This is a genomic window from Mesorhizobium sp. M1B.F.Ca.ET.045.04.1.1, assembly GCF_003952465.1.
Lineage (GTDB): Bacteria > Pseudomonadota > Alphaproteobacteria > Rhizobiales > Rhizobiaceae > Mesorhizobium > Mesorhizobium shonense.
The window spans coordinates 2,929,690-2,942,817 of the sequence record NZ_CP034448.1; the positions used below are offsets into that span (position 1 = coordinate 2,929,690).

At 59.4% G+C, this 13,128-nt stretch carries 10 protein-coding genes; 4 read left to right on the forward strand and 6 right to left on the reverse strand.

Annotated features, from left to right (window positions below; translation table 11 throughout):
• The first annotated feature begins 1,207 nt into the window (after positions 1-1,207).
• Complete coding sequence (locus EJ071_RS14190) at positions 1,208-1,486, forward strand: hypothetical protein (RefSeq protein ID WP_126098417.1); 279 nt, start codon at positions 1,208-1,210, stop codon at positions 1,484-1,486.
• 452 nt (positions 1,487-1,938) lie between these two features.
• Here the strand turns inward: EJ071_RS14190 and EJ071_RS14195 are convergent, their stop codons facing one another.
• Positions 1,939-3,321, reverse strand: coding sequence for an FAD-binding oxidoreductase (locus EJ071_RS14195; RefSeq protein ID WP_126098418.1), 1,383 nt, complete (start codon positions 3,319-3,321; stop codon positions 1,939-1,941).
• Between the two features lie 309 nt (positions 3,322-3,630).
• On the opposite strand from EJ071_RS14195, the gene EJ071_RS14200 reads away from it, so the two are divergent.
• Entirely contained in the window at positions 3,631-7,185 is a 3,555-nt protein-coding gene (locus tag EJ071_RS14200) for an adenylate/guanylate cyclase domain-containing protein (protein WP_126098419.1), read from the forward strand.
• Between the two features lie 45 nt (positions 7,186-7,230).
• Positions 7,231-7,491: a DUF4242 domain-containing protein gene (locus tag EJ071_RS14205; protein ID WP_126098420.1), complete on the forward strand. Its 261-nt coding sequence runs from the start codon at positions 7,231-7,233 to the stop codon at positions 7,489-7,491.
• Between the two features lie 609 nt (positions 7,492-8,100).
• On the opposite strand, the gene EJ071_RS14210 is transcribed toward EJ071_RS14205, so the two are convergent.
• From EJ071_RS14210 to EJ071_RS14230, 4 genes are all read right to left on the reverse strand, one after another.
• Positions 8,101-8,529, reverse strand: coding sequence for a nuclear transport factor 2 family protein (locus EJ071_RS14210; protein WP_126098421.1), 429 nt, complete (start codon positions 8,527-8,529; stop codon positions 8,101-8,103).
• Between the two features lie 405 nt (positions 8,530-8,934).
• On the reverse strand, positions 8,935-9,354 hold the full coding sequence (locus tag EJ071_RS14215) for a VOC family protein (RefSeq protein WP_126098422.1): 420 nt from the start codon (positions 9,352-9,354) through the stop codon (positions 8,935-8,937).
• Positions 9,355-10,019: 665 nt separating this feature from the next.
• Positions 10,020-10,319 (reverse strand): DUF1236 domain-containing protein, encoded by a 300-nt coding sequence (locus tag EJ071_RS14225; protein WP_126098423.1) that lies wholly within the window; start codon positions 10,317-10,319, stop codon positions 10,020-10,022.
• Positions 10,320-10,951: 632 nt separating this feature from the next.
• Entirely contained in the window at positions 10,952-11,353 is a 402-nt protein-coding gene (locus EJ071_RS14230) for a RidA family protein (RefSeq protein ID WP_126098424.1), read from the reverse strand.
• 141 nt (positions 11,354-11,494) lie between these two features.
• On the opposite strand from EJ071_RS14230, the gene EJ071_RS14235 reads away from it, so the two are divergent.
• Positions 11,495-12,397: a LysR family transcriptional regulator gene (locus tag EJ071_RS14235; RefSeq protein WP_126098425.1), complete on the forward strand. Its 903-nt coding sequence runs from the start codon at positions 11,495-11,497 to the stop codon at positions 12,395-12,397.
• Between the two features lie 183 nt (positions 12,398-12,580).
• On the opposite strand, the gene EJ071_RS14240 is transcribed toward EJ071_RS14235, so the two are convergent.
• A complete protein-coding gene (locus tag EJ071_RS14240) occupies positions 12,581-13,123 on the reverse strand; it encodes a dihydrofolate reductase family protein (protein ID WP_126098426.1) in 543 nt (180 codons plus the stop codon).
• Positions 13,124-13,128 lie beyond the last annotated feature (5 nt).

Genomic DNA, 13,128 nt, shown 5'->3' on the forward strand with positions numbered 1-13,128 from the left:
GAGACTTTCCGCTAAGTCCAATCTTGGCCAGGGAATCATCAGTGATTTTGAAAATGGTCACAGGATTCCGAGCCCAAGGAAACTCGCCATGCGCCAGGCATTTTGAGCGAGCCGTCGTTGTCTTTACCGCCGGGGGCCCATCGCCAACCGGTCTTCCGAAGGTGAGGCTGGTGTCGCCGGCACCAATAGTGGCGCGGCAGGCAGGCAAAAAGCCGGCCCGCGGGAGAACGCCTAAGCCGGCTTGCTCTCGATCGGCGTAGTGATCGGGCTGGGCCACCTACTTTAATAGCAATAGATATATTCGAAGAAGACGCGCCATTGGCGTTTTCAAACGCTCTGTGGGGAGTACCAATGCGCACAATTCTGGCTCTGGCCGCGCTCGCAACCTGTTTCGCCCTCTGGGATCGATTTGCGAACGAGGGCGCCTTTAGCGCCGCCCTGCAACGAAACATCTTTGGCGCGGGGCTCTCTGGGTGATCAGTCGTGATCGGCGCAGGGACTGCTCGCGGTCACTCGATCAGACTATCGCCCTTACGACGATCACTACCAGCATGGCGGTCACCAAGGCCGGGATCACAGCAGCAAGCCGAATAGTAAGTTCGAGACAGGCGACCCGTCATCACCTGTGAGCTCCGAGTGATGGTAAGTGAACTTCCCTTCGCGCTGCGCCGGCTCACTCGGTGCTGCATCGAATTTGGTAAAGTGGCGATACTTGCTCGATTGCTAAAATAGTGAAATTTTCGCTTTGATCGCGAGGATGGAAGCAGGATTGGGGAGATGTATTTTCCTCAGTTTCTGGTCGGAATGCTGATGGCGTCGAGCGTAGTCGGAACCTGGGCCTATGCGGCTACAGGATCCGTTTGGATGAGTGTTGCCTGGACCCTTCTCGCCGCGGTTCTGTTGCAGGTCGGGTATCTCGGGATTGTGTTCAGGCTTCTATATGGTCGGCGACACTCCGAGCAGAAAGCGGAGGCGAGTAATCCCGACGCTATCAAACAACAGCCCGCTCCGCATCAGCCACGGCATACGGACGGCCGCTAACCAAGTACCGCCTTAAGGTTTCTTGACCCTGCTTTGGTTGGATACCCGTAGCGCCCGCACGGTAAAGCGGAGTGCGCATAACGCAGGTCATTGCGAATCCGCCACGCTTCAACGGAAGGCATGCGTTGAAGTTGGGTTTTGGCGCATAACAACGAATCGCTGCTCGATGTCGCCGGTCATCGCAGGCCCGGTATGTTTCCGCTCGCAAGATTCCCGCCACATTGCCGAGCATTGGTTAGCGCCGCAGCTGGAAAGCATGCAACAATTCCTGGTCGAACCGGCAGATGCGGCGAGGCATGCAATTCGGCACAGCTTCTTTTCCATTGGCGGAGATATTCAGCGATTGGAACCCGCTGCGGCCAGGCGAGCAGTTGAGCGCGCCCAGCGCCTCGATACACTCGGGCGTGCGGTCGCATTCGGCGAGCAGGATACGGATATTGCCTGAGCGAAAGGATTGAGGCCAGGTATTTCGATCTCGTCGCGGTGATTGGCGAACCACACCGCAGCGTCGCGGGTAAGCCCCTGCTGGTCGGCGAGCCCGCCATAGCCTCTGATTATATCCTCGCTATACTTGCCAAAAGAGTCACCGAAGGCGTTGCCTCCGGCGAAAGCAGGATTCTCTTCCAGTCTTTCGCGAACCGCCTAAGGCCATGAAGCGAGACCGCTTCGACCAGCCCTTCTTCGAGCCACTGGCAGGGCGGTGCCGCTTGGCTTCCTGGTGCCAGTTGTTGGCGAGGACGTGGCCGAGCTCGTGCCCGAACTGATAGGCGAGCTTCGACCAGTCTCTTTCCAGCAGCGGTACTACCGCTCGCAGGGATCTGTGCGCGGGCGACAAGCAAGTGCCTGCGCTCCGGCAGGCGAACGTCTGTGGCAAAGTAGGCGGTGCGATCGGCGGCGTCAGGCGGCCGGGCGGATGTTGTGGTTCACCCTGAACAAGTTCCCCGGATCGTACTTCTTCTTCAGTTTGCCGAGTCGTTTGTAATTTTCGCCATAGGTCGCCTTGAGGCGTGCCTCGCCTTCGTCATTCATCATGAAGTTCGGGTAGGCGCCGCCGAGATCGAACGGGTGAACCGCCTCCCAGTAATCTTTTGCCCATTTCTTCAGGGCCGGCGCCTGGGCCGGATCGGAGCCCACTCCGGCAATCACCATCGACCAGGTGGCATCGCGGCAGTTCCATGACGATTCCTCTTCCGACATGCGATGGACCGCGCCATCGATGGGATAAAGGTGCATGCAGGAGACTTCGCTGGGCACCTTAGCAGCCTGTTGGATGTGGGCGTCGATGGCAGCGTCGGGCAGCATCTGGACGAAGTCGCCTTTCCAATACCATTGCAAGCCCTTCGGATAGAGCCCGTCGAACATGCCCTGCAGGACCGTGTAAGGGACCAAGCCGGCAAAATCGATAATTGGCTTGGGAAGAGCTGCACGCACAGAGTTGACGGCCTTCTCAGCGTCGGCAGCCGCCCCGTTGTGTGAAATCAGGAGCACGCAAATCTTCTTGCCCCAATGCTCTTTCGGGAAAGGATCGCCTGATGGAACCGTCTGTAGCCCGAGAAAGACATAGAACTCGTCCGGCGCACTTGCCTGAAAATCGCGGTACCAACGCATTATCGTCGCCGCGTCTTTCAACTCCCAAAAGATCGGGCCGCCATAGACCACGTTGGCCGGATGCGCTTGGAACAGGAAGCTGGTCACCACCCCAAAGTTTCCGCCACCGCCGCGCAAGCCCCACAGCAGATCGGAATTGTCTGTTTTAGCGGCGGTGACGAATGTACCGTCTGCCAGCACCACGTCAGCCTCAAGAAGATTGTCGCTTGCGAGGCCGTACTGGCGGCTAAGATATCCGTGCCCACCGCTCAGCGTCAGGCCCGCAACCCCGGTAGTCGAAACGATCCCGAAGGGGATTGCCAGTCCAAACGCATGGGTCGCGTGGTCGACGTCGCCAGTCGTGCAACCCGCCCCAACCCGCACAGTGCGCTTCGCTGGTTCGACACGCACTCCCTTCATCAATGACAAATCGATGACAAGGCCATCGTCGACGCTGCCAAATCCGGCTCCGTTGTGGCCGCCCCCGCGTATGGCGATCATAAGTCCGCTTTCGCGGCCGAAATTCACGGCCGCAATTACGTCCGCCACATCCACGCACCGCGCGATAAACAGCGGACGCTTCTCAATCATCCCATTATAAAGCTTCCGAACTTCATCGTAGTCGACATGATCGCGACCAATGAGCGGACCGAGGAGATTCTGCGCTAATTTGCTAATGTTCTCGTCATTCATTGCCTCCTCCCAAGAGGCGCAAGGTACGACTTTCACGTTCGGATTTCGGCCGGACATCTTCTGCGACCTACCGCCGCCGTCTCTTCCAGATCAGTCTGGACCCTGAGCGACAGCGAGCACTGCTCCCGAACGCTTCACCTTGCCCCAAAAAGCGTGTGCGGTCCAAGGTCAATTGGGTGTAGCATTGATGCGGACGCCGAGCCGTTTTAGGCGATCGACGTCTCTGGGCGTTTGGCTGGCGGTGATCGCTGCAATGCGGTGCGGCGAGACATTCGCGCCAGTCTGGCGTGCCATTGGCCGCACGGATCGATGCAGACGATTGAGGATTGGCTGAGCCAACATGGTCTTGGCAAATACGCGGAGGCGTTCGTTCAGAACGACGTCGACCTTCGAGCGCTGCCCCATATCACTGAGTCCGACCTCCAGGAGCTTGGCGTATCGCTCGGTCACCGTAAGATCATCTTGGCTGCGATCAACGGAGAGGGGCAGCCAAGGCTGTTAGAGCCGAATCAGGGCTCAGCTACCATCAAAGAGCCTGAGCTTCGCACCGCCGAAATGCCGAACGAACCGACCGCGGACCGACGGATTCTGAGTGTGCTGTTCTGTGATCTGGTCGGCTCGACGGCGCTTTCAGCGCAGTTCGATCCTGAGGACATGCACGAGTTAACCCGCCGCTATCAGGATAGCGTCGCCGGCGCGGTCATGCGCTTTGGCGGTTACGTGGCGAAATACCTGGGAGATGGGGTTCTTGCATATTTCGGATGGCCGATGGCTTACGAGGACCACGCAGAGCGTTCCATTCGCGCAGGACTCCAGGCACTCGCTGCAGTCGAGACATTTCAATCGCCTGACGGCCAGCAATTGCAGGCGCGGATCGGCATCGCGTCGGGGCATGTAGTCGTAGGCGACATTGCGGGCAGCAGCGCAAACGAACGTGGCTCGATCGCCGGGGACACACCAAACCTCGCAGCTCGGCTGCAAGCCGTCGCCGCACCTGGTCAGATCGTAATGGCCGACAGCACGCGCCGGCTCGCCGGGCAGTCGTTCGAGATCGAGAGCCTCGGAGCGAAGGAGCTCAAAGGGTTCAAGTCATCGGTTGCCCTTTTCGCGGTTCGCGGCGAGCGGGAGGTGGAAAGCCGGTTCGATGCTGCGCACGGGCGCACGCTATCGAAGTTTGTCGGCCGAGCAAACGAAATCGGCATGCTGCTCGACCGTTGGGAGCTGGTGAAGTCAGGGCAGGGTCAAGCGGTTTTCGTCTCGGGAGAGGCGGGGATAGGGAAGTCCCGCCTTGTAGAAGCGTTCGAGGAACGGCTGCACGAAAACCGGCACGAGCTCATCCGGCTGCAGTGTTCGCCCTATCACGCGACCTCGGCCTTCTACCCCATCATCCAACGGCTGGGCCGGTTCGCGGGTTTTTCGGCCACCGACAACCAGGCAGCGCGTGCCGACAAACTCCGCACGATCGTGCAGCGGTACGGCGAAAAACCCTTGGAGGTCGGGTCGATCTACGCCGAACTCCTGTCGCTGGACCTTGGCGACGAATTCAAGCCGCTCGATCTTCCTCCTCAGCAGCGCAAGGAACTTATCGTCCGCACACTGTCGAACCGCGTGCTCCTCGCCGCGAAGATCGCGCCGGTGCTTCTCGTCGTCGAGGATGCGCACTGGATCGACCCGTCGACGGATGAAGTGCTGAAGGAGATTGTGGGACGCTTGCACGGCGCGGCTATACTCGTCGTCGTGACACACCGGCCGGAATGGGTTGCGGACTGGGCTGCCGAGCTGGCGCAAGCAACCACGCTCGCCATTGGGCGTCTGACGAGGCAGCATATGCGCGAGCTGATCGAATCCATACTCGCCGACGTGCCGGACCAGCTCGCTGAGACGATCGCCAAGCGAACCGACGGCGTGCCCCTGTTTGTTGAAGAGCTGACGCGCTCGATCATCGAGAGCGGCAAGGCGGCATCGCTCAACGTCGAGATACCGGATAGTCTTCAAGGGTCTTTGATGGCGCGACTTGATCGTTTATCGGCCGCCGCCAAGGAAGTCGCACAAATTGCGTCCGTGATAGGGAGGGAATTCGAACGTGGCCTATTGTCAAAGGTCGCCGGGCGTGACGAACGAGCTCTCGACGGGGCGCTCCACCAGCTCATGTCCACCCAACTCGTCGTCGTTGGCGGTATTCTGCGCGACGCGCTCGTCTTCCGCCATGCACTCATCCAGGATACTGCTTACCAATCCCTTCTTAGCCGCCGGCGGCGGCACTATCATGAGGCGATAGCCAAGGTCCTCATCGACGAGTATCCCGATCTCGCCGTGACCCAGCCCGAGCTCATCGCCCAGCACTTCGTCAAGGCACAGCAGGACGAGCTCGCGTTCCCTTACTGGATGAGAGCCGGCGAACGGGCGCTTGGACGATCTGCCAACTACGAGGCTGTCGATCATTTTCAGAACGCCCTCGCCATCACGGAAAACCTTCCGCCAGGACCGGCCCGGAAGGAAGAAGTACTGGAGGCGACGCTTAAGCTCGGCGAGGCGCTTAGCGCAGCGGGCCGTCTGTCCGACTCCTTGGCCAAATACAAGCTGACCGCTGACCTCGCGCGCGAGGCCGAGGATAACAAGACCTTCGTCCGCGCCGCGCTCGGATTCGACGGCGCTCAGTTCCTGTCTTCAAAGCCACTCGGCGAATCGCTCGATCTTCTCACGGAGGCTATGACCAAGATCGATCCTGACGATCTGAGGTCTCGATGCCAGCTACTCACCCGCCTTGCGCGAGCACATTTCTATGTCGGCGACAGAAGAAACAGTACGAAATGCTATAAGGAGGGCGTCGATCTGGCTCAACGGCTCGGCGACAAGACATCGCTTTTCGAACTCACCGTCCTGCCTTTCCTGACACCGACGACGGTACGATCCGGCGCGGAGGCAGACGAGCGGATCGCCCGGGTGGATGAGCTAAAACGTTTGTCGGCCGACATCAACGACGATGACGTTCGCGGTCGAGCGTTTGCACTGGACGTCTACGTCTCGACCGAGTTGGGCAATCGGGCACGAGCCGACAGCGCAGTGGACGGCTTGGAAGAACTCGGAACCGAGCGTCAACGCCTGAACATCTTGTGGCTCGCGCGCAACGCGCGCGCCATGATGGCTATTATCGATGGGAGGTTCGCAAATGCGGAGGCCCTTGCTGGAGAGGCGCTGAGCCTAGGAAGGCAGACGCATGGCGTGGAAGTCGAGGGCGTGTACGGCATGCAAATGTTCACCATCCGGCGCGAACAGAACCGCCTGTCGGAAGTTGCACCAGTCATGAAACGCTTCATTGAAGAAGACCCCGAGGGAACAACATGGTTGCCCGGTTTTGCGCTAATCGCCGCGGATTTGGGTTTTGGAGACGCAGCCCGGCGCAGGTTGAATGAACTGGCGCAAACTGGCTTCATGATGCCGCTCGATGCTAGGCGAAGCACGTCTCTCTCCTTACTAGCTGAAGTTGCCGTGAGCCTCGATGACTCGGCGGCGGCAAGAACGATCTACGACCTCATGCTCGAGTACAAGGACATGACCATCACCGCAGGTGTCGCAACGGTCTGCTTTGGAGCGGCAAGCCGGTATTTAGGAATGTTGTCGGCCACGCTAGGCGACTTTGCTAGGGCGTCTGACCACTTCGAGCACGCGGTCGAAATGAACGCGGCAATCGGTTCACGACCATGGCTAGCCCATGCGCAGGCCGAGTACGCCAATCTGCTCCTCAGAACCGGCAACAAGAGAGCCATCGAGAGGGCAATGTCACTGGCGGAGCAAGCCACCGTAACCGCGGTCGAGCTGGACATGGTCCGCTTGCAAAAGAGGTTGCAGCCTACCGTGCATTAGGCTTTGCTCATATCACGACGTCAACATGCGTTCGGGAGAGCCTCCATGCCACGCTATGTCATAGAACGGGACTTCGCGGATCAGCTGAACCTCACGAAGGAGGGGGTCGAGGGAGTCAATCTGGTCAATGCCGAAGAAGGCGTGCAGTGGATCTTTTCTTTCCTTAGCGCGGACAGGAAAAAGACCTATTGCCTTTACGAGGCGCCTAATCCCGAGGCTATTCGCGCCGCAGCGCGAAGAAACAACATACCCGCCGATGTGATCATCGAAATTGGCGGAGAAATCGGACCGAATATGTTCGCATAGCTACTCGTGACAGAAGTCAAGAGTGGGTGAATTTTTGCTGCGCGTACGGTCCGTGCCATCTCGCGCAAGCGCATTTTCACGCGCTAGCCGTATATCCACACGCCGCGGCCCGGCCGAGATCTGTCACCTTGCGACGGCGCTGCGCAGCAGCATGAGCTCGCCGATGTTTTCGAAGATGACATAGCCGACCAAACGGCCCCTGGCATCCACCACGCCGACGGCAGGTGCTGCTTCAGGGGCTCGAGCGCCTTGATGAGCTTCTCATGGTCGCGCACCACCGGGATATTCGCGGCCATTGCTTCGATCACAGGCGTCTGACCGCCGCGCTGCTGCAGGCCAGTGACGAGCCCCCGTACGCGTCAGCACGCCGCGCAAGTCTGCCGCCACCGTCGACGATCGGGAACTCGTGTTTTGTCGTGCGCAACAGGGCCTGTGCCGCCTCGTTGAGGGTCGCGGTCGCCGGCAGGCTTTCGAACCGGCTGACCATGACGTCGCGGACGTTGACGGCATGCGCCGCGGCCCTCGAGCCCCATCGACTGCGTTTCCGCGGTGGCGGCACCCAAAGGGAGGTTCCGCTGTGCGCCTCAAAAATCGACCGGCATTCTGGAACTACGGCAAGAGATCCGTCACAGCGCGCCCACTTCCGTCCATTGCCATAGGGAAGCTGGCATGTTCGTGAATGATTTTCCAAGAACCGGCGATGCGCCTTAGCACGATGGTTCGCCGGCTCCAGGAGTCGACCTTTGTGCCATCGGTCTTGATGCCAGTCATGCGCGACAGCCCGAAGGCCACTGCAAGATCGCCTTCGATCATGATCTGCGGGTCAGCCATGTGAACGGTGACGCCGTTGCGCCAAGTTGCAAACCAAGCATTTATCCCTTCGATGTCGCGGGCCTGTTCGCCTCGATAGGCAAGCGGCGGCGGCAGATCGAAAACCACGACGTCCGCGTCCATGGCATCGACGTTGGCACGGGCATCCCCCTTGGCAGTTGCGTCTTCCTGGCCCCGGATGACAGACAAGACTTCCTTTTCAGGCATATCGTTGCTCCTTCATTTTCTGGAACGACGGGGCGATCAATCTGACATCGACACGTCACCATTCGTGACAAACACCGCCGGTCCTAGCTGCTGTTGCATCGTGGTATAAGAGTGATGAGCCCCTCATCTGCCGGACATCGCATCATCCGACGCTCTAGTGGCCCACCGCCAGTGCCAATACGACTAAGAGCCCGACCAGCAAGATGGCTGATCGACCGAGGTCAACCGCGTTGGGTTGGGGCATGGCGGGTGGCGCGCCTTTAATTGCTGCCAAGTTGCCATCTTTGGCTTCACTCGTTCACCGACAGCATGCCGCGTGACGAGTCGGCGTGGATCGCCTCACTTCGACCCACGAAAAAAGATAGTTTGGTGCTCAGGCCTTGAGACTGATCGGGATCAACTATGTCAGCCCGCCTTGTCGCCCGAAGGCATTGCCGAAACGTCCACCCACATTGCGCCAACGGCATGCCCATCGGGGTCAGCAATGTCTCGGGTGTACATGAACCCATGATCTTCAACTGGATTGATGTCAGCTGTGCCGCCGTTCGCAGCAGCTGCTGCGGCCATCGCATCGACGGCGTCGCGGCTGTCCAGGGAAAGCGCCAGCATTACCTCGCTAGACGTTGATGGCGGGATGGGGCGGGTGGTCATAGTCTGCCATTTTTCCCGGCTGAGCAGCATGAAGTTGATCTCTTCACTCCACACCATCCCCGCAGCTGTCTCACTGGTAAACTTGGGATTGTTCCTGAAGCCGAGGGATTCATAGAAAGCCATGGACGCCTTCACGTCGGTAACTGGCAGGCTCACAAAAATCCTCTTGCTCATCGATCATTCCTTTCGTTGTTGGGATGCCAGTCCAGCGAGTGGCGTCTGCTTGAAGACGGTTGACCGCCCGCAGAACCGACACGGCATCTCAATTTTTTAATCGCTAGCGCAGCGGCACGGGATGCCGAGGCTCAGGCCAGCTCCTCTGACCGCGTCTCTTTCGACGCGCGAGGCGATTTGGTGGGCGTGCAGATAATGAACTCATCCAAGAGAGCTTTTTCAACAATTTCGTGGCACACCAGAAACGGTTCGAGCCGCACGTCCTTGCCTCTCCACCTGATGGTGCGCGGCAGATGTCGATCGATGTAAATCGTCGTTGCATCCGTGCTGCCACCAGTCGAGGAATTCCAAAGCCCGCGCGCTCACCTGAATCAAGACCGGCGGCCGCTTCAAGTTTCCTTCCCGGTGGCAGTCCTGCAAGGTCGGTCGGCAAGGCTGAACCGCTCGGCCTAGCTGATCGAGGCGACACAGGATTTGGCAGCCGGGTTACTCAGCGACAATAGGCTCGCTGCCGAGTATTGCGCCAGAATTGAGGAGAGAAAAAGCCAGCCGCCTATTTGGGAGAACTTGCGATGGACCTTGGGTCTGGGGATCTCGGTAGCGCACAGGCGGCCCAGTTAGAAACGAGGGGCGCCGCGTTCGGCGCTCCCCGCCAGAGACGACCGTCACTTAAGGATTTTGACGATCGTATGAGTTTCCGGGTCGACGACAACGGTCTGATCGTCAATCACGGTGTACTCGTATTTCACGTTCGGCACTTTGTGGAGTTCGACCTTCTCCGGCACCGTGGAACCGACCTTCAATTCAACGCCTGGCAACTTGATGGACGCAAGCGGCTCCTTCTTCACATACTCTCGGATCGTAGTTTCCTGCTCCGGCGCTAGAACCACCGTATCCGCGATTGCCACGCTGAGGCCCGACAACAGCATCAGGCCTGCGACAGAATTGGTGAATAGCGACTTCATTTGTTCACTCCATCAGTTATGTCCCATCGTGAATGCCGGCTAGGCCAGCAGGACCGCGATAGGGGATCGTCTTCGTCAGTCCGCTAAAGCAATGATATTCCGGCGCTGATGTTTCAGTGAAAAAAGACGAGGGCCCAATGCGCCCGGGGATCAGACTTAGGTCTTATGTCGTCTGGGGGCTGTGTGCCTGACCAAGGAGCGCTTGGTAAAACGGCGCGTTTTTGCAGCCCACACTCCTACTCCGGGACCCAAGATGAGGCACACTGAACAATCCGCTGGCCTGGAACTGCTCTGGCTCCTGCCGTTCCGCTTTCTGTGGAGCTTATTGTCGTATTCGCAGGGTTGATGCTGCATTGAGCCAACTGCTCGGCATCATGCTAAGCTCAGGGAACATTAATGGCTCAGCTTCGGCCTACGCAGTGAGGGCTGCCGCGTAAGAGAGATCGTGCATGAGCCATCCAGGCATTGGGGACGCCGTCATTGCGGTTCTAGTGATCGTTTACCAGCTCGAATGGCATGGCCTCATCCGATCCTAATGTAAGCGCCCGGTGAACACACGAGTCCAGCTATATTACCGCGTTCCCAAACGGTCGTTCGCACCAGTACATTGCTTGCGACCCGATCAGCATTCGTCAGTCGACCGGCGTCGGGATGCGGGCGACAACCTTGATCTCGAAATCAAAGCCGGCAAGCCAGTTGACGCCAACTGCCGTCCAGTTCGGATAGGGAGGTTGGCCAATCTCTTCGGCTCGGACGGCCAGCACCGTTTCGATCTGTTCGTCCGGTTTGGTGTGAAAAGTGGTGACGTCGACGACGTCATCGAAGCTACATCCGGCGGCGGCCAAGACCTCGCGCAAATTGGCAAAGGCCTGCCTAACCTGATCCTCGAACAAGGGCTCGGGCGAGCCGTCGTTGCGGCTCCCGACCTGACCCGATACGAAGAGAAGGTCGCCCGAGCGAATGGCGGCGGAATATCTATGAATGTCGTATAACGCGTGGCGTTTGGCAGGATAAACGGCGTCACGTGCAGGCATTTCGGGTTCCTTTCAGTCTGGTGCGGTGCGACAGCGGTCGGAGCTGAGCCGCCTCGGTTTTTATGCGAGTGAGAGATAAGGCAATCGGATTGCGTGTGTTAGCCGTTGAAATCGACATGGGATGATGCAGAATCCCCATCAATGGCTCGCCCTTCGCTCAATGACCTTACCGCCTTCGTGGCCGTTGCCACGCACCGCAACTTCCGACGCGCAGCTGACGAGATCGGCACGGCGCCTTCGACATTGAGCCATGCGATGCGAGCGCTCGAGGAACGTATGGGCGTGCGCCTGCTGAACCGCACCACACGCAGCGTTTCGCCGACGGAAGCAGGTTACCGATTGCTTGGCCGCCTTCAACCGGCGCTTGCCTCACTGGACGAGGCGCTCGACAGCGTCGCGGGTTTTCGGGGCAAAGTTGCGGGCACAGTCCGCATTAACGCACCGCGGCTGGTGGCTGGCCTTCTCGTTCGCACGGCTCTTCCCCGGATGGCGGAGCTGCATCCTGATGTGACAGTGGATATTGTCGTCGATGGGCGACTCATAGACATCGTGTCCGGCGGCTTCGATGCCGGCGTGCGCCCCTTTGGATCGGTCCCCAAGGACATGATCACCGTGTTGCTTGCGCGCCCGCTGACGTTCATCTGTGTCGCCTCGCCCGCCTATCTCGATCGCTTCGGCGAGCCGGGAACCCCCGAGGAATTGCTGCGCCACCATTGCATCGGTCACCGCATGCCCAGCGGCAAGCTCTATCGATGGGAGTTCGAGCGCGCGGGTCAGGAACTCGCACTCGAGGCAAACGGCACCATCGTCCTCGACGACGAAGAGCTGATGGTCGAAGCTGCAATAGGGGGTCTGGGCGTCGCCTACGTCGCCAATTGGGCCGTCGAGGCGGCCTTGTCCGAAGGCAGTTTGCGCAAAATTCTGACCGCTTGGGTGCCCGCTCCAGAAGAAGTTGCGGTCTACTACCCTGGACATCGAGCCGTACCGCCCGCACTGCGGGCCTTTCTCGATATTGTCAAAGAGCTGCGGAAGAAAGGACCTTAACCGAAGCGACGAGCGGCCGCACCATGACTGGTCGTTGAGCTAGCGGTTTCACCTCCTACACCAGCCGACATGTGTTCTGCCTCTAATCGTTATGCGAACGGGTTTCTGCATTTACGATGACCGGTTTGGGGCCGTGTTGCGCCGGCTTGGCCCTTCGAGAGCCCCGGCCCGCGTAACTGGTCCTCATCGCTCCGGAACGTAGGTCAGCAGGACGGAGCCGTTGCCGAACACCTTCTGCGCCTCGAGCTTGAGCTTGAGGCTTGCAGGGTCGATTGCGTCGTAGAGGCGCTGCCCCGTCCCGACGATGACCGGGATGATCCAGACCTGGATCTCGTCTATGAGATGGTGCTCGAGGAGCGTTCGATCCAGCTTGCCGGTTCCGTACTTGATGAGATCCTTGCCCGGCTGCTGCTTGAGGCGGCGGATCTCCTCGACGACGTCGCCCTTGAGCAGCGTGGCGTTCCAGGTCGTCTCGCGCAGGGTCGTCGAGGCGACATACTTCGGCATCGCGTTGATCCGGTCGAGGTAGGCGTCGTCCCTCACCTGCGACCAGGTCGCCGCGAACGTCTCGTAGGTGACGCGACCGAACAGGAAAGCGTCGTAGCGGTCCAGCGCGGCGAGCGCGTGGCCGCGGCTCTCCGCGTCAAAGTACGACCCGGTCCAGGCCCACGGCGAGCCGACCACACCGTCCAGCGACATCAGCGTAGTTTCGATCAGCTTTCTCATCTTCA

What these genes read in the sequence shown, in the direction of transcription:
- EJ071_RS14190 (WP_126098417.1), top strand. Translation starts at nt 1,208, where the DNA reads ATGTCGCCGGTCATCGCAGGCCCGGTATGTTTCCGCTCGCAAGATTCC.
- EJ071_RS14235 (WP_126098425.1), top strand. Translation starts at nt 11,495, where the DNA reads ATGGCTCGCCCTTCGCTCAATGACCTTACCGCCTTCGTGGCCGTTGCC.
- EJ071_RS14195 (WP_126098418.1), bottom strand. Translation starts at nt 3,321, where the DNA reads ATGAATGACGAGAACATTAGCAAATTAGCGCAGAATCTCCTCGGTCCG.
- EJ071_RS14240 (WP_126098426.1), bottom strand. Translation starts at nt 13,123, where the DNA reads ATGAGAAAGCTGATCGAAACTACGCTGATGTCGCTGGACGGTGTGGTC.
- EJ071_RS14210 (WP_126098421.1), bottom strand. Translation starts at nt 8,529, where the DNA reads ATGCCTGAAAAGGAAGTCTTGTCTGTCATCCGGGGCCAGGAAGACGCA.
- EJ071_RS14215 (WP_126098422.1), bottom strand. Translation starts at nt 9,354, where the DNA reads ATGAGCAAGAGGATTTTTGTGAGCCTGCCAGTTACCGACGTGAAGGCG.
- EJ071_RS14230 (WP_126098424.1), bottom strand. Translation starts at nt 11,353, where the DNA reads ATGCCTGCACGTGACGCCGTTTATCCTGCCAAACGCCACGCGTTATAC.
- EJ071_RS14225 (WP_126098423.1), bottom strand. Translation starts at nt 10,319, where the DNA reads ATGAAGTCGCTATTCACCAATTCTGTCGCAGGCCTGATGCTGTTGTCG.
- EJ071_RS14200 (WP_126098419.1), top strand. Translation starts at nt 3,631, where the DNA reads ATGCAGACGATTGAGGATTGGCTGAGCCAACATGGTCTTGGCAAATAC.
- EJ071_RS14205 (WP_126098420.1), top strand. Translation starts at nt 7,231, where the DNA reads ATGCCACGCTATGTCATAGAACGGGACTTCGCGGATCAGCTGAACCTC.